Source organism: Rhodobacteraceae bacterium M385, assembly GCA_025141835.1.
Lineage (GTDB): Bacteria > Pseudomonadota > Alphaproteobacteria > Rhodobacterales > Rhodobacteraceae > Gymnodinialimonas.
The window spans coordinates 93,225-115,261 of record CP081102.1 but is presented as its reverse complement, the minus strand read 5'-3'; the positions used below and the strand labels follow the sequence as shown (position 1 = coordinate 115,261).

At 60.1% G+C, this 22,037-nt stretch carries 18 protein-coding genes; 7 read left to right on the top strand and 11 right to left on the bottom strand.

All coding sequences use genetic code 11. From position 1 onward, the window contains the following. Positions 1 to 22: 22 nt before the first annotated feature. Positions 23 to 1,639, top strand: a complete 1,617-nt coding sequence (locus K3728_00570) for a thiamine pyrophosphate-binding protein (GenBank protein ID UWQ95774.1) — start codon at positions 23 to 25, stop codon at positions 1,637 to 1,639. A 9-nt stretch (positions 1,640 to 1,648) separates the two neighbouring features. Here the strand turns inward: K3728_00570 and K3728_00565 are convergent, their stop codons facing one another. After that, positions 1,649 to 2,992, bottom strand: a complete 1,344-nt coding sequence (locus K3728_00565; protein UWQ95773.1) for a mechanosensitive ion channel — start codon at positions 2,990 to 2,992, stop codon at positions 1,649 to 1,651. A gap of 243 nt (positions 2,993 to 3,235) precedes the next feature. On the opposite strand from K3728_00565, the gene leuC reads away from it, so the two are divergent. Continuing rightward, complete coding sequence (gene leuC / locus K3728_00560; protein UWQ95772.1) at positions 3,236 to 4,642, top strand: 3-isopropylmalate dehydratase large subunit; 1,407 nt, start codon at positions 3,236 to 3,238, stop codon at positions 4,640 to 4,642. Between the two features lie 50 nt (positions 4,643 to 4,692). Here leuC and K3728_00555 read toward each other — a convergent pair whose 3' ends face one another. The 5 genes from K3728_00555 to K3728_00535 all read right to left on the bottom strand — a co-directional run bounded on the left by K3728_00555 (position 4,693) and on the right by K3728_00535 (position 10,013). Then, positions 4,693 to 6,369 carry an iron ABC transporter permease gene (locus K3728_00555; protein UWQ95771.1) on the bottom strand — a complete coding sequence of 559 codons (1,677 nt, stop codon included), beginning with the start codon at positions 6,367 to 6,369 and terminating at the stop codon, positions 4,693 to 4,695. Between the two features lie 87 nt (positions 6,370 to 6,456). Next, positions 6,457 to 7,434, bottom strand: a complete 978-nt coding sequence (locus tag K3728_00550) for a DMT family transporter (protein UWQ95770.1) — start codon at positions 7,432 to 7,434, stop codon at positions 6,457 to 6,459. Positions 7,435 to 7,542: 108 nt separating this feature from the next. Then, complete coding sequence (locus tag K3728_00545) at positions 7,543 to 7,902, bottom strand: hypothetical protein (GenBank protein ID UWQ95769.1); 360 nt, start codon at positions 7,900 to 7,902, stop codon at positions 7,543 to 7,545. Positions 7,903 to 7,967: 65 nt separating this feature from the next. After that, a complete protein-coding gene (gene leuB, locus K3728_00540) occupies positions 7,968 to 9,068 on the bottom strand; it encodes a 3-isopropylmalate dehydrogenase (protein UWQ95768.1) in 1,101 nt (366 codons plus the stop codon). Positions 9,069 to 9,125: 57 nt separating this feature from the next. Continuing rightward, a complete protein-coding gene (locus K3728_00535) occupies positions 9,126 to 10,013 on the bottom strand; it encodes a LysR family transcriptional regulator (GenBank protein UWQ95767.1) in 888 nt (295 codons plus the stop codon). 91 nt (positions 10,014 to 10,104) lie between these two features. Here K3728_00535 and K3728_00530 point away from each other — a divergent pair, with 91 nt between their 5' ends. Further along, positions 10,105 to 10,971 (top strand): epimerase, encoded by an 867-nt coding sequence (locus K3728_00530; GenBank protein ID UWQ95766.1) that lies wholly within the window; start codon positions 10,105 to 10,107, stop codon positions 10,969 to 10,971. Here the strand turns inward: K3728_00530 and K3728_00525 are convergent. The 3 genes from K3728_00525 to K3728_00515 all read right to left on the bottom strand — a co-directional run bounded on the left by K3728_00525 (position 10,965) and on the right by K3728_00515 (position 14,525). Beyond that, positions 10,965 to 12,047, bottom strand: coding sequence for an endonuclease/exonuclease/phosphatase family protein (locus K3728_00525; GenBank protein UWQ95765.1), 1,083 nt, complete (start codon positions 12,045 to 12,047; stop codon positions 10,965 to 10,967). The genes K3728_00530 and K3728_00525 overlap by 7 nt on opposite strands. A 966-nt stretch (positions 12,048 to 13,013) precedes the next feature. Further along, the gene (leuD, locus tag K3728_00520) at positions 13,014 to 13,619 is read right to left on the bottom strand and encodes a 3-isopropylmalate dehydratase small subunit (protein UWQ95764.1); all 606 of its coding nucleotides are present in this window, start codon (positions 13,617 to 13,619) and stop codon (positions 13,014 to 13,016) included. A gap of 99 nt (positions 13,620 to 13,718) precedes the next feature. After that, the gene (locus K3728_00515; protein ID UWQ95763.1) at positions 13,719 to 14,525 is read right to left on the bottom strand and encodes a DUF4198 domain-containing protein; all 807 of its coding nucleotides are present in this window, start codon (positions 14,523 to 14,525) and stop codon (positions 13,719 to 13,721) included. 17 nt (positions 14,526 to 14,542) lie between these two features. On the opposite strand from K3728_00515, the gene K3728_00510 reads away from it, so the two are divergent. Both K3728_00510 and K3728_00505 read left to right on the top strand, forming a co-directional pair. Beyond that, positions 14,543 to 15,670 carry a HupE/UreJ family protein gene (locus K3728_00510; protein ID UWQ95762.1) on the top strand — a complete coding sequence of 376 codons (1,128 nt, stop codon included), beginning with the start codon at positions 14,543 to 14,545 and terminating at the stop codon, positions 15,668 to 15,670. Next, positions 15,667 to 16,890, top strand: coding sequence for an MFS transporter (locus tag K3728_00505; protein ID UWQ95761.1), 1,224 nt, complete (start codon positions 15,667 to 15,669; stop codon positions 16,888 to 16,890). Before K3728_00510 ends, K3728_00505 begins: the two co-directional genes overlap by 4 nt. 41 nt (positions 16,891 to 16,931) lie before the next feature. On the opposite strand, the gene K3728_00500 is transcribed toward K3728_00505, so the two are convergent. After that, positions 16,932 to 17,951: an extracellular solute-binding protein gene (locus K3728_00500; protein ID UWQ95760.1), complete on the bottom strand. Its 1,020-nt coding sequence runs from the start codon at positions 17,949 to 17,951 to the stop codon at positions 16,932 to 16,934. 165 nt (positions 17,952 to 18,116) lie between these two features. Between K3728_00500 and K3728_00495 the strand changes: the two genes are divergently transcribed. Continuing rightward, positions 18,117 to 19,292, top strand: a complete 1,176-nt coding sequence (locus K3728_00495) for an MFS transporter (GenBank protein ID UWQ95759.1) — start codon at positions 18,117 to 18,119, stop codon at positions 19,290 to 19,292. A 24-nt stretch (positions 19,293 to 19,316) separates the two neighbouring features. Here the strand turns inward: K3728_00495 and K3728_00490 are convergent, their stop codons facing one another. Then, entirely contained in the window at positions 19,317 to 20,633 is a 1,317-nt protein-coding gene (locus K3728_00490) for a DEAD/DEAH box helicase (GenBank protein UWQ95758.1), read from the bottom strand. A 364-nt stretch (positions 20,634 to 20,997) separates the two neighbouring features. Between K3728_00490 and K3728_00485 the strand changes: the two genes are divergently transcribed. Beyond that, positions 20,998 to 22,020 (top strand): aspartate-semialdehyde dehydrogenase, encoded by a 1,023-nt coding sequence (locus K3728_00485; GenBank protein ID UWQ95757.1) that lies wholly within the window; start codon positions 20,998 to 21,000, stop codon positions 22,018 to 22,020. The last annotated feature ends 17 nt before the right edge of the window (positions 22,021 to 22,037 follow it).

Below are 22,037 nucleotides of genomic sequence, written 5' to 3'. Positions count from 1 at the left end.
CAAACGGGTGGAAAGGCGCGACATGACACAGGTTCACGGCGGTAAAATTCTGGCTGATCGGTTGGCGATGCACGGGGTAGGGCGCGTGTTCTCGGTTCCGGGCGAAAGCTTTTTGGCGGCGCTTGATGGTCTCCATGACCTCGACATACCCAACATCGTTTGCCGGCAGGAAGGCGGCGCGGCGATGATGGCGGAAGCCCACGGCAAGATGACAGGCCAGCCCGGCGTGCTGTTCGTGACCCGTGGTCCCGGCGCGACAAATGCCAGCGCGGGCCTGCATATCGCCATGCATGACGCCACGCCGATGGTGTGTTTCGTGGGGCAAATCCCGCTGAAACATCGGGACCGCGGCGTCTTTCAAGAGGTTGATTACAGGGCGTTTTTTGGACCACTGGTAAAATGGTCCGCAGAAGTAGAGCGTACCGATCGTCTGGCCGAATACATCGACCGTGCTTTTGCCATCGCCCAATCAGGCCGCCCCGGCCCTGTCGTCCTGGCCCTGCCCGAAGATATCCTTTCAGCGCTGGCCGATGTGCCCAAGCAACGCCCCGGCGCGCGCGCACCTGCGAGTGTTCACCCCGATGATATCGCTCCGATGGTCGAGGCGTTCGCCCTCGCCAAACGTCCGTTGATCCTTTGTGGCGGCTCTCATTGGAGCGAGACGGACAAGCAAACTGCGCAGTCTCTGGCCGAGCGGACGGGTGCACCCATCGCCGTGACGTTCCGGAGGCAAGATTACATCGACAACGACCATCCGAATTACGCGGGCGATCTTGGCGTTGGCGCAAACCCGGCGTTGGGGAAACGCCTGACGGAGGCCGATTGCATCCTGCTTCTGGGGGCGGAACTGAACGACATCACCACGGCGGATTTCACCTTGCTGAACCCAGCCAATCCGCCGGTGATTTTGCAGGTCTCCCCCTCGGCCGAGGCGGCAAGCAAAACCTACCCGGCAAGCTTCGCGATCACCGGCACCCCTATATCAATGCTATATCAATTCTTGTCGGCCACGTCAGAATGCGGTGACCGGGGTGCGGCGGCAGCGCGGGCCGAATACGAGGCTTGGCAACAGCCCCAAGCCACCCCCGGCGACGTCCAGATGGAGCAGATCATCGGCTGGCTACGCGACAACGCCAGCGCCGATACGATCATCACAAACGGCGCGGGCAACTATGCGGCGTTCCTGCATCGCTACCACCGCTTCCGGCAGTACGGCACGCAGCTTGCGCCGACCTCAGGCTCGATGGGGTATGGTCTGCCTGCTGCGATCTCGGCCAAGTTGCAGAACCCTGATCAGCCGGTGATTTGCCTTGCGGGTGACGGTTGCCTGCAAATGACGATTAATGAGCTTTCGACCGCGCAACAGCATGGGGCCGATATCATCGTGATTGTCGCCAATAACGGGCGCTATGGCACGATCCGAATGCATCAGGAGAAACACTATCCCGGGCGCGTGTCGGGGACTGATCTGTTCAACCCAGATTACGCCGCGCTTGCCGGGGCCTATGGCGGCACCGGACACACGATCACGGAAAACGCGCAGTTCGCCGACGCATATGCCGAGGCCCTCAAGGGCGGGTTGCATATCATCGAGCTGAAGCTGGACCCCAAAATGTTGGCGACCACGAAGAACCTATAGAAAAAGGCTCTAATCGGCGGGATTGTCCAACATTTTTACTTCGCGCTGCGGGAACGGAATCGAAATCTCGTTCTCGCGGAACGTATCCCAAAGCGCCAGATAGACGTTCCCGCGAATGTTGGTCAGACCGCCCGTGGGGTCCTGAATCCAGAATCGCAGGATGTAGTCCACACTGGAATCGCCGAAACCCACCACGTGGCACACGGGCGCTCGGTCGGGCAGCACGCGAGGCACGCTTTTTGCCGCGTCGATCGCCAGTTTGCGCACCAGATGGGGATCATCGGCGTAAGCGGTGCCGAAATAGATATCGAGGCGCACAAAATCGTTGGAGTGGGACCAGTTCACCACTTGGCTGGTGATAAGGTCCTCGTTGGGGATCAGGTATTCCTTCCCATCGCGCGTTACGACGCTGACGTATCGCGCCCCAAGGGAGTTAATCCAGCCGAAGGTCTCGCCCAGGGAAATTACGTCGCCGGGCTTGATCGACTTATCGAGCAGAATAATGACCCCGGACACGAGGTTAGAGACGACTTTCTGCAAGCCAAAACCAAGACCCACACCAATCGCACCGGACAGAACGGCAAGCCCGGTCAGATCAATCCCCGTTAACCGCAGACCGGCATAAACGGCGATGCCATAGAAGGTGAGTTGCAGAAACTTGACCGCAAGAACCCGCATGGAGGGCGACATTTCATCGTTCTTCTCGATCCGCGAGCTGGCAGTGCCGGTCAGGAAGCGAGCGATGATGATGAGAGCGGCGACGACAAGAACGCCCTGGACCACGGTGAACAGGGAAATCCGGGCATTGCCGATGTCAAAACCCACGGAATCAAGGATCGCAATGGCCTCGTCCCGGACGTTAAGGATTTCAATCGTGACGTAGATCCAGGCGCCGTAGCGCACGATGGTCCGAAAGAAGGCGGATCGGATCAGCCGGGTGACAAAAACCACGAAAAGCCAAGCCGTCGAAAGTTCCGCTGCGATGGTCAGCAGGAAGGACCGGGACGGCCAGGTCACCTCGCGCATAATCAAGACGACGAGCCAGATCAGCATGACGAAAAAGATGATGAACAGGCGGCGATTTATGATCGCAAGGATGCGCATTCGCCATGTGGGCCAGCCTTCCCGCGATGCCATCCAGTTACGGATCGGCCCGCCAAAGATGCGCCGCATCAACCAAGCGCCGGCCAGAAGCACCAGAAAGATGCCAACCTGATAGGCATTCCAAGGGCGAAGGAGAGAGGAAAGAAACGTCTCGAATTGGCCGATTAGACCCGAAATCTCACCCATTGCGGCATTCAACGCCTGCGCTTCGACGTCGATAATTTCCGGCGGAAGTTCCTCAGGGTCCATTCTGGTCCTCGTTTGTGTTCTTATAGCCTACGCTTGCAGGGCGGCTTCGGGCAAGCGCCACCCTTGGCAAGCAGCGCGCACCCGTGTAATTCCTGCCCCATGAGAAGCTTTTTCGATATCGGCGACCGCGCCCGTCTGCCTTGGCGCTTTTTCGGCGCGCAGACGCTTTGCCTTGGTGGGCTATGAGCTAGCGCGCCTGAAGATATCGACCAGACCCACACCTTTTTCCGACAGGATCCAGCCATGACCGGCAAGACACTCTACGACAAAATCTGGGACGCGCACCTCGCCCATGAGGCAGAGGACGGCACCTGCCTTCTCTATATCGACCGCCACTTGGTCCACGAAGTGACCAGCCCACAGGCGTTTGAAGGCTTGCGCATGGCGGGCCGCGGCGTTCACGCGCCCGACAAGACCATCGCCGTGCCGGATCATAACGTCCCCACGACGCCGGGCCGTAACGACCCCAAGAACATGACCGAGGATAGCGCCATTCAGGTCGCTGCCCTCGACAAGAACGCCAAGGATTTCGGCATTCACTACTACCCCGTGTCCGACGTCCGCCAAGGAATCGTGCATATCGTCGGGCCCGAGCAGGGTTGGACGTTGCCCGGCATGACAGTGGTCTGCGGCGATAGCCACACCGCCACCCACGGCGCGTTCGGCGCGCTGGCTCACGGCATCGGCACGTCTGAAGTGGAGCATGTTCTGGCGACGCAAACGCTGATCCAGAAGAAATCCAAGAACATGAAGGTGGAGATCACCGGCAAACTCGCCCCCGGTGTGACTGCCAAGGACATCACCCTGACCGTAATTGGCCGCACAGGCACGGCGGGCGGCACCGGCTATGTCATCGAGTATTGCGGCGAAGCGATCCGCGATCTGTCCATGGAAGGGCGGATGACCGTCTGCAACATGGCGATCGAGGGCGGCGCCCGCGCCGGTATCATCGCCCCGGACGAGAAGACGTTTGAATACTGCATGGGCCGCCCCCACGCCCCCAAGGGCGCCCAGTGGGAAGCCGCGTTGGCGTGGTGGAAAACGCTCTACTCTGACGACGACGCCCAGTGGGATGAGATCATCACGATCCGAGGCGAAGATATCGCGCCGGTTGTGACCTGGGGCACCTCGCCCGAGGACGTGCTGCCGATCACCGCAAATGTGCCTGCTGCCGACAGCTTTGAAGGCGGCAAGGTCAACGCGGCGCAACGCTCGCTTGACTACATGGGTCTGACAGCGGGCACACCGCTGGATCAGATCGAGATCGACACGGTCTTCATCGGGTCCTGCACCAACGGCCGCATCGAAGATCTGCGCGCCGCCGCCGAGATCCTGAAGGGCAAGAAGGTCAAAGACGGGCTGCGGGCGATGATCGTTCCCGGATCAGGCCTTGTCCGGGCACAGGCGGAAGAGGAAGGCCTGGCCGACATCTTCAAGGACGCCGGGTTTGAATGGCGCCTTGCCGGCTGCTCCATGTGCCTTGCGATGAACCCCGATCAGCTTTCCCCCGGAGAGCGCTGCGCGGCCACATCCAACCGCAACTTCGAAGGCCGCCAAGGCCGGGGCGGGCGCACACACTTGATGTCGCCTGCAATGGCTGCCGCCGCAGCGATCACGGGCCGCCTGACGGATGTCCGCGAGTTGATGTGAGCGCGACCAAACCCTTGCAAGGGTTTGTACAGAGCCTTGCAAGGCTCTGGTTACGCCTCCGTCGGCTCGGGCACGAACCGGCGGGCGGTGTGTTCGCGTCCCAGGCTTAGGCATAGGATCACGACCGGAAGCAGACCAACGCCAGCAATCACAAGGGAGGGGCCAGCGGCCTCTCCCAACCGTTCATCGGCAGCGAGGCGGTGGGCCTGCACGGCCAGCGTGTCAAAGTTGAACGGTCGCATGATAAGCGTCGCGGGAAGCTCTTTCATCACATCGACAAAGACGATCAGAAGCCCGGTCAGGATCGACGGGCGCAAGATCGGCAAATGCACACCCGCCAACATCCGTCGCGGGGTGCGGCCAAGGGTACGGGCGACCGCATCGACGTTGGGGTTAATCGTGCTCAAGCCCGCGTCGTAGGCACTAAGCGCTGCGGCCATGAAGCGGACGCCATAGGCGGCAATCAACAACCAGATCGAGCCGGTGATAAGCAGCCCGGTGTCTATGCCGAACCGGGCCTCCATAAAGGCATCAAGGGCGTTATCGAAGGCAGCGAAGGGCACGATCAGCCCCACGGCAATCACCCCGCCCGGCACCGCATAGCCAAGGCCCGCCACGCGGATCGCGGCCTTGGCGGCACGGGTTGGATGCAGTCGGGCGTTGAAGCCAAGGATGACGGCGGCACCGACGGTGAACAAAGCGGCGATCGAGGCAAGGATCAGTGAGTTACGAAGAAACCGCAGGTAGCGGTCTGTCAGCATGTTGTCGAAGTGTTCCCACCCCAGTGACAGCAGCAAACCCACCGGCAGCAAGAACCCCAGAACCACGGGCAGCCCGCAAAAAGCCACCGCGCCTGCGCTTTTCCACCCCGAAAGCTCCACCGCTTGCATCGCCTCAAACCGACGCCCCGCCCCGTGTTGGCGTTGATCGCGCCGCTGCCGCCTCTCCAACGCGGCAATAACAAGCGCCACGATTAGCAGGCAAAGGGCCAGTTGCGCCGCGCCGCCTCGGTCGAAGAAGGAGTACCACGCTTGGTAAATGCCCGTCGCAAAGGTCTGCACGCCGAAGTAGGACACGGTGCCGAAATCGGCCAAAGTCTCCATCAGCGCGAGCAATACGCCGCCGGCGATGGCCGGTCGCGCGATGGGCAGGGACACGCGGATAAACGCGCCCCAAGGTCCGGCCCCAAGGGTTCGCGCGGCGATATAGGCGGTGGCGCTTTGTTGCAGGAACGCGGCGCGGCTCAGCAGGTAGACGTAGGGGTAGAGCACCAGAACCAACATCAGCGCCGCGCCGCCAAGGGACCGGATTTCCGGGAACCAATAATCGCGCGGCCCCCAGCCGGTGAAGTCCCGCAAGCTCGATTGCACCCAACCGGGGTGGTCGAGAAAATCGGTGTAGGCATAGGCGAGCACATAAGCCGGGAAGGCCAAGGGCAGGGCAAGGGCGATTTCCAACACCCGCCGACCCGGAAAACGGGTCGCTGTCACCAACCAAGCGGCGCCTGTACCGATGACCGCCGTGCCCAGGCCCACCAGCAGAATCAACAACGCGGTGGTACCCGCATAGCGTGGCAGGACCGACGTAGAGAGGCGAGAAAAGGTCTCTACCCCGCCCGTCAGAGCCGCAATTCCCACGGCCACCATCGGCAAAAGGCACATCGCAGCGGCGAGCCAAGCAAGACTACCAAGCCGTAGCGGTGAGGGGATGCGAAAGTTTCGAGCCATGATCCTTTGTGTAATTGTCAGGATTGACCCGAATTGCAAGCGGTACGGCCCCAATGGGGCAGCTGCGAGGAGCGGAGCGAGGAGGGGCTATTTATCCCGACGGGGCCAAGGGCCTCGCCTCTCAGACGACAGGAACGGCGCAATGCGCAGGGCGCTGGGTGTTCCCACGCGGGTGCGGGTCCGCAGGACCGGCGTGGTGGCAGAGGTTCCGCCACGCTCTTCGCGCACCACAATGTAGATACCTGATGCAATGATGATGGCCGAGCCGATCAGTGTCGGCCTGTCCAACGTTTCATCAAACAGAAGGAAGCCGTAGATCGCGGCCCAGATGATCTGGCTGTATTGCATCGGCGCGACTATTACCGCGGGCGCAGCGCGGTAGGCGAAGATCAGGCAGGCGCTGGCTACAAGAGCGAATGCGGCAATCACGGCAACAGCGGCAAGATCTTGGCCGGGCATCGGATCGTAGAAAAAGGGCAGGGCTGCCCCCATCAGCACAAAGTTGGCCACCATTGGGTAAAGCAGCATCACGACCGAGCGTTCCTCTCGTCCGATCTTGCGCACAATCAACGACGCCACCGCGCCGCCGACCGCCGCCAACAGGGCCCCGATATGCCCGAGAGAGAACTCTGTCTGGCCCGGTTGCAGTACCACCAGAACGCCCACCAACCCGACGGCCACAGCAATGCCGCGGCGCAGGCCGACCTTCTCGCCAAGCATGGGGATCGCCAGAAGCGTAATCAGCAAAGGAGAGGCAAAGATGATCGCGTAGACCTGCGCCAAAGGCAGCACGGTGAAGGCGTAAAACGCGCTGATCCCCACCACGACCGAGGCCGCCGTGCGCAGGGCGACCCACCACGGATGATTGGGGCGCAAGTTCGCCTCGGTCTGGTCGCGCAGCAGAATGAAGGTGGCGATGGGAAAGCCGAACAGAACCGAGAAGAACACGATCTGGATCGGAGAATAGCTTCCACCCAGATACTTCACGATGACATCGTGGGTTGAGAAGATCCCGAAGGCCAGCAACCCAAGCAGGGCGCCGCGAAGGTTGGAGGAGGGTGTCACTTGAATGTTCCGAACAGAAGGTAAAGGTCTGGTAGCGATATCAGCGTTGCGGCAGTGATCAAACCACCGCAGCGCATGGCTGTCATGCGTGATTTATCCGGTCGCGAGTTACGAGCAAAGATCCGTCTGCCATGTGACGGTATTCACGCCGCGCCAGCAGAGGTAGCTCTGCTGCATGTAGCTCAGCGTCCAAACGTCGTCCTGCGGGAGGAGGACATATTGCGTCCGCTGGCCATTCACCGAATCGTCGGCAAAGCCCGTTTCCGACACAAGGATCGTAATTTGCCCGGAGTAATGGGAACTGACATCCACAGAGAACGCGGGCGGCCGCTCTTCCCCCTCATAAGGATAACCGGCCAAGGCTTCATGGGCGATTTGCAGGGGGTCCTCGAAGGTATCACCAACCGTATAGCCATCGGCATGGACTGCGGTGGTCAGAAGGCAAAGGGCAGAGGCGAGGCGGAACATGGCAATCTCCTTGGCTTTTAATACCCATGAGATTGCCATGTCTTTGGTCCTCTGGCGAGGGGCCCTTAGCTCGCTAGCTTTGCGACAATCGCGTCGCCCATGTCCGATGTCGAAATCGGGGTGCCGCCATCGGGGCCCATCAGGTCTGCGGTGCGGGCGCCGTCGGCCAGAACGCCTTCGACAGCGCTTTCCAGCAAGGTCGCCTCATCGCCCAGATCAAAGCTGTAACGCAGCGCCATGGCGAAGCTGAGGATACAGGCGATCGGGTTTGCTTTGCCTTGGCCGGTGATGTCAGGGGCCGAGCCGTGGACGGGCTCATACATCGCCTTTGGACGACCATTGGCCATCGGCGCCCCGAGAGAGGCCGACGGCAGCATCCCCAGCGATCCGGTCAGCATCGCCGCACAATCGGACAGGATATCGCCGAACAGGTTGTCGGTCAGGATCACGTCAAACTGCTTGGGCGCACGCACCAGCTGCATCGCGCCGTTGTCGGCGTACATGTGCGACAGCTCGACCTCTGGGTATTCAGCGGCGTGGATTTCGTTCACCACATCGCGCCATAGGATACCGCTTTCCATCACGTTGGCCTTCTCCATGGAGCAGACCTTGTTGTTGCGACGGCGCGCCAGTTCAAACGCGGACCGCGCGGCACGGGCGATCTCGCCTTCGGTATAGCGTTGGGTGTTGATGCCGACACGCTCATTGCCTTCAGTATGGATACCGCGAGGCTCGCCGAAATAAACGCCCGAGGTCAGCTCGCGCAGGATCATGATATCTAGGCCCGAGACGATATCGCGCTTGAGGCTGGAGAAATCGGCCAAGGCGTCAAAGCACTGGGCCGGGCGCAGGTTGGCGTAAAGATCCATTTCCTTGCGCAGACGCAGAAGGCCACGTTCGGGCTTCACGCTGAAATCAAGGTCGTCATAGGCCGGGCCCCCAACGGCCCCCAGCAGAACGGCATCAACGCTTTGCGCCTTCTCCATGGTGGCATCTGTCAGCGGCACACCGTGGGCGTCATAGGCGGCACCACCGACCAGATCTTCGGACACATCAAAGGTAATGCCACGGGCGGAGCCGAACCAATCAATGACCTTACGCACCTCGGCCATGACTTCGGGGCCGATCCCGTCGCCGGGAAGGATAAGTAATGAGCGGTCGGTCATGGGTCTATTCCTCGTCTGAAACTGTTGCCTTTGCGGTATCGCGCGCCTGCGGGGCCGTCAAGAAAGCAGCGGAGAGATTGCATCGTCCAAAGCTGCCCAAACAGCCGCTACACGGGGTTGATGGCGCAAAGTAGGGTGCGCCGTCAGCCAGACGGGAAGGGAGGGCAGGGTTAGTTCGGGCAAGACGGCGCGAATGCCGGGGGTGCGTTCTGCCACCAGCTTTTGCCCCGCGCCAATGCCACAGCCGGACGCGACGAAGTTCCAATAGGCCACCTGATCATCGGTGCAGGTGGTGAAGAAATCGCGCGTCACCTCCATCCCCATCTGGCGCATCCCGCGCAGGATCAGATCGCTGCGATCGTAACCAACCATCTGATGATGGCGCAGGTCAGCGGGGGCTTCCGGCAAACCGTGGCGGGCGATGTAGCGGTCCGAGGCATAGAGCCCAAGGGGCAGATCACCCAGATGCTTGGCCACCATGTCCAGCTGCGTCGGGCGATACATGCGCAGGGCGATGTCGGCCTCGTGAAACAACAGGTTTTCAGAGGTGTCCGTGGCTACGACATCCAGGGCAATGTTGGGGTGATCCTCGCGTATCTGGGCAAGGATATCGGGCAGGATATGGGCGGTGACAAAGACCGAAGCGGTGATCCGCACGCGGCCACTTGTGTCGGGCGATTGCCCTGCCGCCAACACGCTGACGGCCTTCGCCGCCTCGTCCATTTGCCGGGCGGATGGCAGGAGTGTTTCGCAAAACGGCGTTGGCGTCAGGCCACGGGCGTGGCGGGTGAACAGCGGTTGCCCCAAGGCCTGCTCGGCGGCTTTGATCTGACGCCCCAAGGTGGGCTGTGTCAGCGCAAGCTGATCCGCCGCGCCCGAAAGCGACCCGGCCTCTGCCACGGCAAGAACGGCCCGCAGAAGGCTCCAATCCAAAGATGTGTCCATGCGTTTGTGCATATCAGATGTCAGAATTTTCGCAATATGAATGCGAATGTGCATAGGAAAAGAAAGGGGCCAGCAAAGAAGGAGACCTCACATGCCCCGCACCGCCCTTATTCTTGGATCAAATGGCCGGTTTGGCCGCCACATGGCCACTGCGCTTTCCCGTCATGGCTGGATAGTGCACCGTTTTGACCGGACCACAGATACTTTGCCGAAGGCCGCCCGCGGGGCCAATCTTATCGTGAACGGTTGGAACATGCCCTATGCGAAATGGGCAGAAGAAATTCCCCGGCAAGCGCATCAGATCATTGATGCGGCCAAGGCCACAGGCGCGGCGGTTCTGATCCCCGGCAACATCTACGTTTACGGAGAGGACCTGCCAGAAAACCTGACCCCGGCCACGCCCCATAAATCCACTCATCACTTAGGCAAAATCCGTCGCGAAATGGAGCAAGCCTACCGCGACGCGGGCGTTAAGACGATCATCCTGCGGGCGGGCGATTACCTTGATACCGAAGCCTCAGGCAATTGGTTTGACCTGATTATTGCGGCGAAGATCGCGAAGGGGAAGTTCAGCTATCCCGGTCCCTTGGACCGTGCCCACGCATGGGCCTACCTGCCCGATGTGGCCGAGGCTGGTGCCCAGATCGTCGAAAGGCTGGACAGCTTGCCCGCGTTCTCGGACATTCCGTTTGATGGCTTTACGTTGTCAGGGGCAGAGATGGCCGAGGCGATTACCCGCGCCACCGGGGCTCCGGTGTCGCCAAAACAGATGAGCTGGCTACCGTTCTACATCGCACAGCCGTTCTGGAAAGAGGCCAAGCACCTGCGAGAGATGCGCTATCTCTGGAACCGAGCCCATCGTTTAGATGGGACTGCCTTGGCCAAAGCGGCCCCCGATTTCACGCCGACCCCCTTGGATGATGCCTTGCGTCAGGCAACCAAGCCGCTGCTTCAATAATCCACATCAACCCAGACGATCCGGTGGTCCGAGGCTTCTTGCACAGCCTCGACCAGTGGCCCGTCTGTGGGCCAAAGCACGCCCGCGTCGAGGACGGTCAGGGTGCGGGATGGCAGCAGGTAATCAACCCGAAGATCGCCGGGTGACGGCTCGTCCCAATCTGCGGTTGGCAGGTCGGGCAGCGGGTCTTGCAAGGCGGGATGCGCCAGCAAGTCCTGTAGGGGCGCGCGCAGCCCCTCGCCGCCCGAAGGATCGACGTTGAGGGTGCCCATATAGGCGAAGTGGGCGGGGGCGGAGGTGTCCAGATACTGGTGCCAAAACCGCGTTTCATCGGCGTTGCGCAGGCCGTTGCGATCTTCTGGACCATCAAAAACGGGGGTTGTTGCGTGAGACATAAGGACGTGGAACGGGCCGTTGGGGGCCTGAACCTCTACCTCCCAAGCGCCGACAGAATGTAGGCGAAGCAAGGGAAGGGCGGCAGCGAGATTAACCTCGGCGGCACTGTTGCCGGGCACATCGGCCCACAGCACGTCCGAAAAATCCTGCACCTGCCCCAAGGGATAACGGGACAGCAACCCCATGCCACCCTGGCCGCTGAACCGCCCGTATCCATGGGCATCTTGGGGGCCATCGGTGCGCCCGTCACCGTCCAGATCAAGCCCCGTCAGCAGCCCGGAATTGGGGCGGAGGGTAAGGAAATGCGGATAGCCAAGCGCCTCGGCCAGCGCGGTAAGGGCAAGGTGATTTCCGTCATAGTCGATGTCTTGCAGGGCGAGGATATCGGGGTTGATCGTCGCGATGACGTCAATCGTTGCCGCAATCTGATCGTCTTGGCGTAGGATATCGCGCAGGATTAGGCCGGGGCCGCGTCCGGAAAGATCACTGTGAAAACTCGCAAGTCGAAGCGGTTCAGCCTGTGCCGCTCCGGTGCTTAAGCAGCCGAGGAGGACATAACAGAGCCCGACGCGTTGGTTTCGACGCCAGCTACCAAACGGGCCCGCCGCGAGCGGATCATCCGTGCCACGCGAAGCATTGCTTGGCCCCGCATGATCAGGCTGAGGGGGAGGAACATCCATATCGTAATCGCCCATACCATTGTTTGCGGCGACCGGAGGATGGACACCTGCAACTGACTGGCCGCCATGACGGCCACCACTGGGATTACAAATGGCGCGAAAATTCCAAAGATAATGTTAACGCGGCCGTCACGGCTTAATCTTTTCACAACATCTCCGCCCGCGGTGGGGTCGAATGTGGGCAGATTTACCCAAACGTTGAAGCTCGACCCTCGGTTCGGCCAATTTCCAAGCCGCAGCAGGGTCGCGAACATGAATAGCGAAATCAACGTCAGGAGAATGGACAATCCAGCCATCGCTTGGATCTGCGCGGCTACAGTCGGGTCGACATCGGCAGGCAGGTTGCTAACGATAACGCGCAGAGGGCTGTAGGGGAAATCGAGCGCTTGCCCAACGACGTAGCCAAGGGCGGTCACGACCATGGAAAGCGTGGAATCGTCGTGGGTGCTGCCACTGATAACGCACAAGCCAAAAAGCATCAGAAAAAGCGCGACTATACGGATACGGTTTATCGGCGGCGCGTCGCGGAACTCGATCAAGCTGGGGAATTTCGCACCGTATTCAAACAGGATGATCGCCGCGAAAGCCAAGGCCACCAAGGTCGACATCTGGGCGCCTTCAGCGCTCGTCCCTGGCAACAGCAGGGACGGCGTCAAAACGACGATAACGATCATTATCGCCCGCACAAGCGCGCCGACCAATCTGGTGAACACTGCATCTACCTCAAACATGGTGTCGGTTCATGCCAACACACTTATTCTGCCTTCTGACCCATTTCGTGGCACGATTGGTCCAATTTCATGTGAATTTGTTCCATCGCACCCAGCATGAGCACTATTTTGACACAATTGTGCCCAATTTGGTCCGATGCCGCAATGCAAAACGGCGCCCTTTCGCGTGAAGGACGCCGTTTAAGAGGCTGAGATGTCACAGTTTTGCATCACAGCGATTCTAGATTGGATGGGTTTAGACCCAAGGACGCGCCTGCGCTGCCTCGGCCTCAAACGCTTTGATGGAGGGGGCTTTCTCCATCGTCAAACCGATGTCATCGAGGCCGTTCATCAAGCAATGCTTGCGGAATGCGTCAACTTCGAAGCTGATCGAGCCGCCATCGGGACCGGTGATTGTCTGGCTTTCCAGATCAACAGAAACCACAGCGTTAGCACCCCGATCGGCGTCGTCCATCAGCATATCGACCTGCTCTTGCGGCAGAACGATCGGCAAAATGCCGTTCTTGAAGCAATTGTTGTAAAAAATATCGGCGAACGACGGCGCGATCACACAGCGGATGCCGAAATCCAGCAACGCCCAAGGCGCGTGTTCGCGGGACGAGCCGCAGCCAAAGTTGTCGCCCGCCACAAGGATTTGGGCTTCACGGTAGGCGGGTTTGTTCAGCACGAAATCAGGGATTTCCTTGCCCTCGTCGTCAAAGCGCATCTCGTCAAACAGGTTCACCCCAAGGCCCGAACGCTTGATCGTTTTCAGGAATTGCTTGGGAATAATCATGTCGGTATCGACATTGATCAGCGGCATAGGTGCTGCGATGCCAGTCAGTTTGGTGAACTTGTCCATGGGCGCTCTCCTTCGTTCAAAGGACGGATTAGCGCCTTGCCCCGGGTAGGGCAAGGCGTAGGGCGGGAGTTGGCCCGCCGTTAAAGGGCCTGCTGTGGCTTAAGGTGCGGTAGAGAACGTCATATTCGCCCAATGGGTCACCCAAATGGCATCGCCTTCCTCGGCGGGTTCGACCGCTTCCAGAAACACCGCATCGGCCATGTAGCTCATGCCCGGTTCAACCGGCAGAAGTACCACGCCATCGGCATCGGTGCGATGATAGGTAATCGTCACCTCGCCCTCGGCATCTTCGGCAAACAGTTCGACCTGATAATCCGCCTGCAATGCGTCATCGTACCAAAGCTGCATCGGCATCCCGGCAGAGATATCGTCGGTATAGGGATTGGCCAATGCCACCAGTTCCGTGCGCATTCCCACACGGCTATCTGCGCCCGCACCTTCGCCGATGGCGACCAGGGATTTGGCGTAGCGGATGTAATCCTCAGTCACGTTTTCCTGGCTAAGGCCGCGCGTGGCGTGCATCGCGGTGACATCGCCCAAGTCCTTGTGGATCGCGAAGTTCAGGAACCGTTCCCACGTGGACCACGTAAGCTGGTTGGCTGTTGTCTGGTGCACGATAACAGCAAGGCCATCGGACAGATCGCCCATCTGTAATGCGGGAATATCCCCGAAGCGGCCTTCGGGCTGTAGCGCTTGGCCCCCGTTCAACACCTCGAAACGGTCAAAATTTCGGGGCAGAAAGCTCATCGCGGCACCTGAAAACTCTTGCCCGACCCGAAGATCTGCCAACAGCGTCTCCCCAATTTCGACCGTGAAATCCTGCGGGTCGATCCAAAATTCGTGAGCGATGCCCTTGCCGGGGACGGCCAGAGCCGCAATTGTTGCGAACAGATACACGGGTTTCATTAAGAGGGTCCTTTAATATGATTGGTTTAACCATGGTGCGGCGCATCGCGCTGTCAATGGCGCTTGTCTTCACGGTTCTGCCAGCTTGGGCGCATGAGATACGCCCAACCATCGCAGATATCGAAGTGGGCGAGACAGAAGTCACCATGTCCCTACGCGCGACGCTAGAGGCGTTGATCGCCGGCATCGACGTCAGCGCGGTGGAAGACACCGACGCCGCCCCAGAGGCCGCAATCTACGACCGGTTGCGGGAAATGGGCCCGGCAGAACTTGAAGCAGAGCTGCGCGAGGCATGGGACCGTATCGCGCTTGGTTTCATCATTGAGGTGGATGGAGAACGGCTGGAGCCGCAGATCATCGCCGTGCAAATCCCCGAAGTAGGCGACCCAGAGCTTCCTCGTGACTCTTTGCTGACCGTGGGCGCGACTTTGCCCGAAGGCGATGCAGGGGTGCAGGTCGGTTTGTCGCCGCAGTTTGGCACGTTCGTTCCGCGCCAAGTGGGCGGCGGGGACGATGCTTACGAGGGCTTCCTTGATGGCGGAGAGCTAACGCCAGAACTGCCCCGCGCAGAAATCCTGACGGAAGGCGCGATGGAGGTCTTTGTGCGTTACGTTGTGTCCGGTTTCGATCACATCATCCCCAAGGGCCTCGATCACATCCTGTTCGTGCTTGGACTGTTCTTTTTTGCCACTCAGATGCGCCCCCTGTTGTTGCAGGTCACGGCCTTCACGGTGGCCCATACGATCACGTTGGCTTTGGCGGCCACCGGCGTCGTCTCTATCCCCGGTAGCGTGGTGGAGCCGCTGATCGCCGCTTCCATTGTCTATGTCGCGGTGGAAAACATCCTTGGGATCGGCAACACCAAATGGCGCACGATTTTTGTCTTCGGCTTCGGCCTTTTACACGGCTTGGGCTTCGCCAGCGTTCTGGGTGATTTCGGCATCGCCTCGGGTCGGTTCATCGAGGCGCTCATTGGCTTCAACATCGGCGTGGAACTGGGCCAATTGGCCGTCATCGCCATCGCCTTCGCTTTGGTCGGCTGGTTCATGAAAAAGGACTGGTATCGCACCGTTATCGTGATCCCGGCGTCCTTGGTAATCGCCGCGATCGGCGCATGGTGGGTGGTTGAACGGACCCTTCTTTGAGCTTCGTCCGAGAGAACGCCCGGTGGCTTGCCACCGGGCTGCTTCTCAGTTTCGGATCATCGTTTGGGCAGACCTATTTCATCTCGATCTTTGCGGGTGAAATACGGCTGGCCTACGGGCTGACGGATGGGCAGTGGGGTGGCATCTACACGATTGCCACAGTGTCTTCGGCCTGCTTGCTGATCCTGTTCGGCGGGCGTGCTGACACCGTGCCGCTGTCGCGTCTGGCGTTGATTGTGACCAGCTTCTTGGCGCTCGCCTGCGTTTTGATGGCCCTCGGCTCTTCGGTTTGGGTGCTGCTAATCTCGGTCTTTCTGCTGCGTTTTTGCGGCCAGGGTATGATGACCCATATGAAGGCCACCGCCATGGCGCGGTGGTTTGTGGCGACACGGGGCCGCGCCATGGGGCTGACGAACCTTGGCTATCCTCTGGGCGAGGCAACGCTTCCGATTGTCACCATCCTGATTATCGCGGGCATCGGTTGGCGGGCCACCTGGGGCGTCGCGGCGGCGGTCATTGCGCTGGCCTTGATCCCCGCGCTAATATGGCTTCTGGCCCAAGATCGTGCCCCCGCCGGATCAAACGGAGGCCAAGGCGCGCCGGGAATTTTCGGCAAGCATTGGACCCGCGGCGAGGTGCTGCGCCATCCACTGTTCTACGCCCTCGTGCCCCTGCTTCTGACGCCGGGTTTCATCGGCACCGTCGTTTTCTTCCACGCCGTTCACGTGGCCGAGGTCAAGGGCTGGACCCTGACCGCCATGGCCCCGAGCTACGCGGTCTATGCGGCGGCCAGCGTCACGATGGGGCTTGTGGCAGGGTGGGCCTCGGACAGGTTCGGACCGGCGCGGTTAATGCCGATTGCCTTGGTGCCCATGGGCCTTGGCATGTTCCTGATCGGCCCTTCGGAAACGCCGTTTGGCTGGGTCGTGGCCTTGGCTCTGGTAGGGGTGACCCAAGGGACGGTGGCGGCGTTGTCGGGCACGTTATTGCCCACCTTGTTCGGCACCAATCACCTTGGTTCTGTCCGCTCCATCGCGACTGCGGTCATGGTGTTTTCCACCGCCATTGGGCCGGGGATCACCGGTTGGTTCATTGACCAAGGCGTCACCTATCCGGAACAGGGTGTAACCCAAGGCGTTTGGTGCCTTGCGCTATCGGTGGTGTTGGTGCCGGTGATGCTTTGGACTGAGCGGTTACAAACGCAAAAGGCGCCCGGTTAGGGGCGCCTTTCGGTTGTGCATTCAATGAGGGCAGAAAGGGATTATTCCCAGCCCGCCTCGTTGAAGATCTGCTGAGCAAGGGGCAGGTTACCCGCCACTGCTGCAAGGCTCACGTCGTCGGCTTCAAACTCGCCCAATTCCTGTGCCGAGGCCGCAATCGCCACGCCTTCCACAACGGGGTATTCGTCGTTGCCGGCGCTGAAGTATTCCTGCGCTTGGTCAGAGGCGAGGTATTCCATAAACGCAATTGCTGCATCCAGATGCGGCGCATTCGCCGCCACACCGCCGCCGGACAGGTTCACGTGGGCGCCGTTGCCACCTTGGTCAGGGAAAACCCAACCGATGTTTTCACGGTCTTCCGCGCTCAGGCCTTCCACATCACGGCGGATGGAACGCGCCATGTAATAGGTGTTTGAGACTGAGATGCCGCACTCGCCGGAAACCAAGCCGCGCAGCTGGTCGGTATCGCCGCCCTGTGGGTCGCGCGCCATGTTGGCCACAACGCCCTCGGCCCAATCGCGGGCTGCTTCTTCGCCGTGGTTCTCGATGAGAGAGGCCAGAAGCGTCTGGTTGTAGGTGTTGGTAGAAGACCGGATGCAGATCAGGCCTTCATAGGCAGGATCGGCGAGATCAAGGTAGTTAAGGGGCGGGTTTTCGACACGCTCGGTATCGTAGAAGATGATCCGGGCCCGCTGCGAGAAGCCAAACCACATGTTGTCGTCGTCGCGCAGGTTAGCGGGAATACGCTCGGCCAGCACATCGCTTTCAATCGCCTGAAGTACGCCCATGTCGGCGGCCCGTTGCAAGCGCGATGTATCAACCGTCAGGAACACATCAGCAGGAGAGTTCGCACCCTCAGCCGACATCCGCGCGATCAGCTCGTCGGCGTTGCCTTCGATGCGGTTGATGGTGATGCCGGTCAGTTCAGTGAAGTCGGAATAAAGGCGTTCGTCGGTCTCGTAGTGGCGCGAGGAATAGAGGTTCAACTCTTGCGCCTGAGCGGCCAAAGCCGTGGACATGAAGATCGTGGTGCCCAAAAGGGCGGTCAGTGTGCGAGTCATTAGAGGCTCCCTAGTTAATCTGACTAAAACAGTCAGAGGCTTTGAACCGAAGACAACCTGCCCCGTCAAGGTTTATCCGACCAAAACAATCGGAAACGCGCCCCCTTGCGGCTGCGAGGAGGGAGCGTAAGGTCCCGACGAGTGGTGCAAGGGAGGAAGCTAACCATGCGCGCAGGCTTGTCTTTTTTGATCGTCGCCTACTGCCTCAGCCAATTTTTCCGCGCTTTTCTGGCGGTCTTGGCCCCGGTGCTTCGGGGCGAACTTGGCATGACGACCGAGAATCTCGCGACGGCCTCGGGCCTTTGGTTCGCGACGTTTGCCGTGATGCAGCTGCCTGTCGGGTGGGCGCTGGATACCCTTGGGCCGCGCAGAACTGCCGCCAGCCTTTTCCTGCTTGGGGCGGCGGGCGGTTGCGTTGTGTTTGCCTTGGCGCAGGGTCCGGGCGGGATCATTCTGGCAATGGGTCTGATCGGCATCGGCTGCTCACCCGTGTTGATGGCGACCTACTACATTTTCGCCCGCACCTTCTCTGCCGCGATGTTCGGCACCTTGGCGGGCGTCACGGTTGGGGTCAGCTCCCTCGGGAACCTGTTATCTGCCGCGCCGCTGGCTTGGGTGGTCGAGGCCCTTGGCTGGCGCGAAACCCTGTGGATCGCGGCGGCATTCACCGGCGCTATCGCCCTTGGTGTGCTGGCCTTCGTACGCGACCCGGCCAAACCTGAAGGAGAGGCGAAGGGTAGCTTCCTGCAACTTCTGCGCATTCGTGCCCTTTGGCCGGTCTATGTGGGGATGCTGGTGTGCTATGCGCCCACGGCGGGTATCCGAGGGCTATGGATCAGCCCCTATGTCAGCGATGTTTTCGGGGCCACGCTGCAACAGATCGGGGTCGCCACATTGGCGATGGGTCTGGCGATGGTGGCGGGCAATTTCCTGTACGGTTTCGCAGATCGGCTCTTTGCCAGTCGCAAGTTGACGATCTTGGCGGGGAACGCGGCCGTTGCCTTGCTATGCCTTTCGTTCTTCGTGCTTCCGCCCGCAAGCTTTGCTATTTCCGTGATGCTTTTCGTGGCCATCGGCACCTTTGGCGCGTCTTATCCAGCAGTCATGGCCCATGGGCGCGAGTTTCTGCCCCATCACCTGACAGGGCGTGGCGTAAGTTTGATGAACCTGTTCGGAATTGGGGGCGCGGGCGTTATTCAGTTCGCCTCAGGCCCGATCCACGGCGGGTTAAGCACCACCATGGGCGCAAACGCAGCCTATGGTGCGTTGTTTGCGATTTTTGCGGCGGCGATCCTTGTGGGGCTCGCCGCCTACGCGTTTTCTAAAGAACGGCCTGATTAGACCGCTTTACTGCGGCGCGACCGTTTAGGCCGCTTTACTGCGGCGGGGACGCCGAGGTTTGCGGGCTTGGCCATTACCACCACCGCCACCATTGCCGCCGCCGCTTTTGCCCTGAGGCTTGCGACCGCCGCCGCCCCCGCCCCCGGGACGACCACCACCGCCGCCGCCACGACGACGCCCACCACGCTGAGGTTTCTCAACCTTCACCGCTTCGGGCCGTGTGCCAGAGGCTACTGGGATCGTGATCTTCATCAGTTTCTCAATCTGCACCAACAGATCGACTTCTTCGGCAGAACAGAACGCAATCGCTTCACCCTCACGACCGGCACGGGCGGTCCGGCCAATGCGGTGGACATAGTTATCAGGCGTGTCGGGCAACTCATAGTTAATCACATAGGCGACGCCGGGGATGTCGATGCCGCGTGCGGCCACATCGGTCGCCACAAGGATCTTGATCTGACCGTCGCGGAACGCCTTGATCGCGCGGTCGCGCTGACCTTGGCTTTTGTTGCCGTGGATGGAGGCGGCGTTGTAGCCGTCGGCCACAAGGCCCTTCATCAGCTTTTCACAGCCATGCTTGGTGCGACCGAAGACCAGTACCAGCGCATCGGGGTCTTGGTTTAGAACCTCACGCAGCTTTGCAGGTTTCGCGGGTTTGGGCATGAAGTGCACCGACTGCGTGACCTTGTCCGCCGCCTTGCCGGGAGGCGAGACCTGAACCCGTTTGGGGTTGTTCAGGTAAGCGCCGGCAAGCTCTTCCATCTGCTTGGGCATGGTGGCCGAAAACAGCATGGTCTGGCGCGGCGTACCCAAGGCAGGCGCGATTTTGCGCAGGGCATGGATGAACCCCATGTCGAGCATCTGATCCGCTTCATCCAGCACAAGGTGCTTCACGGTCGAAAGATCAATCGCGCGACGGTCCATCAGGTCCATCAGGCGGCCGGGTGTGGCGACAAGAATATCGGTGCCGCGCGACAGAACGCTGATCTGGCGGCCAATGCTTTGCCCCCCCACAACGGTCGTGATCTTCACCGGTGTGCTGTTGGAGAACACGCGCAGGTTGTCGGCGATCTGGTTCACCAGCTCTCGCGTCGGGGCAAGGATCAGGGCGCGGGCCGTTTTAGGCTCGGGCTTGCCGTGCAGAGACAGAAGATGCTCCATCAACGGAAGGCCAAAGGCCAGCGTCTTGCCGGTGCCGGTTTGGGCAAGGCCCATGATGTCGTGACCATCCAGGGCGATTGGGATGGCCTGGTTTTGGATTGGCGTAGGCTCTTTAAAGCCAGCTTCTTTCAGTGTCTTCGCAAGGATCGGCTTCAAGCCGAGCATATCAAAATCGAACAAATCGTATCCTTCGTAACGCGCACCGAAAGGCACGCGCGGAATGCACCACAGAACTGTGGCGCGGCTAGGGTGCGACCGGGCGGCTCATCCGCCGATCGTCAGAGCCCTGCGTGATGGGGGTCTTGGAAAAGTATATCGGTGCTGTGGGCCCGTTTCCCGCGAAGGGCGTAGGCGACTGCTCACGCGGCAGTGCAGCATCCGTAGGGAGCAGATGGGGCAGATAGCCCGTTAAGTCAAGCTTTGTGAACATCGGGCCAAATCACGGGCAATGATGCAACCGTTCAGTAAACTTCACTCCAAGCACCCTTCCCTTGAGTTTAGGCATCCATTATGTGCCGCAACATCCAACCAAAGGATTAAGGCAATGGGTTATAAAGTCGTCGTTGTGGGCGCCACCGGAAACGTGGGCCGCGAAATGCTGAACATTCTGGACGAGCGCCAGTTTCCGATTGATGCGATCGAGGCGCTGGCCTCTCGTAAATCTATCGGGACGGAATGCTCTTTTGGCGACAAGACCCTGAAGACAAAAGACCTCGACACGTTCGACTTCACCGGCTGGGACATTGCGCTTTTTGCCGTGGGTTCGGAAGCCACGAAGAAATACGCGCCCATCGCCGCCAAGTCGGGCTGTATCGTGATCGATAACTCGTCGCTCTATCGCTACGATCCTGACGTGCCGCTGGTGGTGCCAGAAGTGAATCCCGAGGCGGTTCATGATTATGCCAAGAAGAACATCATCGCGAACCCCAACTGCTCTACCGCGCAGATGGTTGTGGCTCTGAAGCCCCTGCATGACCGCGCCAAGATCAAGCGCGTTGTGGTTAGCACGTACCAGTCTGTCTCCGGCTCTGGCAAAGAGGCGATTGATGAGCTGTGGAAGCAAACCAAAGGCATCTACGTGCCCGGCCAAGAGGTCGCCCCTGAGGTTTACCCCAAGCAGATCGCCTTCAACGTGATCCCGCACATTGATGTCTTCATGGACAGCGGCGATACGAAAGAAGAATGGAAGATGGTGGCCGAGACGAAGAAAATCGTCGATCCCGCCATCAAAGTCACGGCCACCTGTGTGCGAGTCCCGGTTTTCGTTGGCCATTCCGAGTCGATTAACATCGAGTTTGAAGAGTTCCTCGACGAAGATGAGGCCCGCGATATCCTGCGCGAAGCCCCCGGCATCATGGTTGTCGATAAGCGCGAAGACGGCGGCTATGTCACGCCGATCGAATGTGTCGGTGATTTCGCCACGTTCGTTAGCCGTATCCGTCAGGACGTGACGATCGAAAACGGCCTGAACCTGTGGTGTGTATCCGACAATCTGCGCAAAGGTGCGGCCCTGAACGCGGTGCAGATTGCCGAAACTCTGGGCAACCGGGTGCTGAAAAAAGGCTAACGCCTTCAGCCGTTTAG

Coding starts and splice junctions, on each gene's coding strand:
- K3728_00570 (UWQ95774.1), top strand. CDS start 23: ATGACACAGGTTCACGGCGGTAAAATTCTGGCTGATCGGTTGGCGATG.
- K3728_00565 (UWQ95773.1), bottom strand. CDS start 2,992: ATGGACCCTGAGGAACTTCCGCCGGAAATTATCGACGTCGAAGCGCAG.
- leuC (UWQ95772.1), top strand. CDS start 3,236: ATGACCGGCAAGACACTCTACGACAAAATCTGGGACGCGCACCTCGCC.
- K3728_00555 (UWQ95771.1), bottom strand. CDS start 6,369: ATGGCTCGAAACTTTCGCATCCCCTCACCGCTACGGCTTGGTAGTCTT.
- K3728_00545 (UWQ95769.1), bottom strand. CDS start 7,902: ATGTTCCGCCTCGCCTCTGCCCTTTGCCTTCTGACCACCGCAGTCCAT.
- leuB (UWQ95768.1), bottom strand. CDS start 9,068: ATGACCGACCGCTCATTACTTATCCTTCCCGGCGACGGGATCGGCCCC.
- K3728_00535 (UWQ95767.1), bottom strand. CDS start 10,013: ATGGACACATCTTTGGATTGGAGCCTTCTGCGGGCCGTTCTTGCCGTG.
- K3728_00530 (UWQ95766.1), top strand. CDS start 10,105: ATGCCCCGCACCGCCCTTATTCTTGGATCAAATGGCCGGTTTGGCCGC.
- K3728_00525 (UWQ95765.1), bottom strand. CDS start 12,047: ATGGATGTTCCTCCCCCTCAGCCTGATCATGCGGGGCCAAGCAATGCT.
- leuD (UWQ95764.1), bottom strand. CDS start 13,619: ATGGACAAGTTCACCAAACTGACTGGCATCGCAGCACCTATGCCGCTG.
- K3728_00515 (UWQ95763.1), bottom strand. CDS start 14,525: ATGAAACCCGTGTATCTGTTCGCAACAATTGCGGCTCTGGCCGTCCCC.
- K3728_00510 (UWQ95762.1), top strand. CDS start 14,543: ATGATTGGTTTAACCATGGTGCGGCGCATCGCGCTGTCAATGGCGCTT.
- K3728_00500 (UWQ95760.1), bottom strand. CDS start 17,951: ATGACTCGCACACTGACCGCCCTTTTGGGCACCACGATCTTCATGTCC.
- K3728_00495 (UWQ95759.1), top strand. CDS start 18,117: ATGCGCGCAGGCTTGTCTTTTTTGATCGTCGCCTACTGCCTCAGCCAA.
- K3728_00485 (UWQ95757.1), top strand. CDS start 20,998: ATGGGTTATAAAGTCGTCGTTGTGGGCGCCACCGGAAACGTGGGCCGC.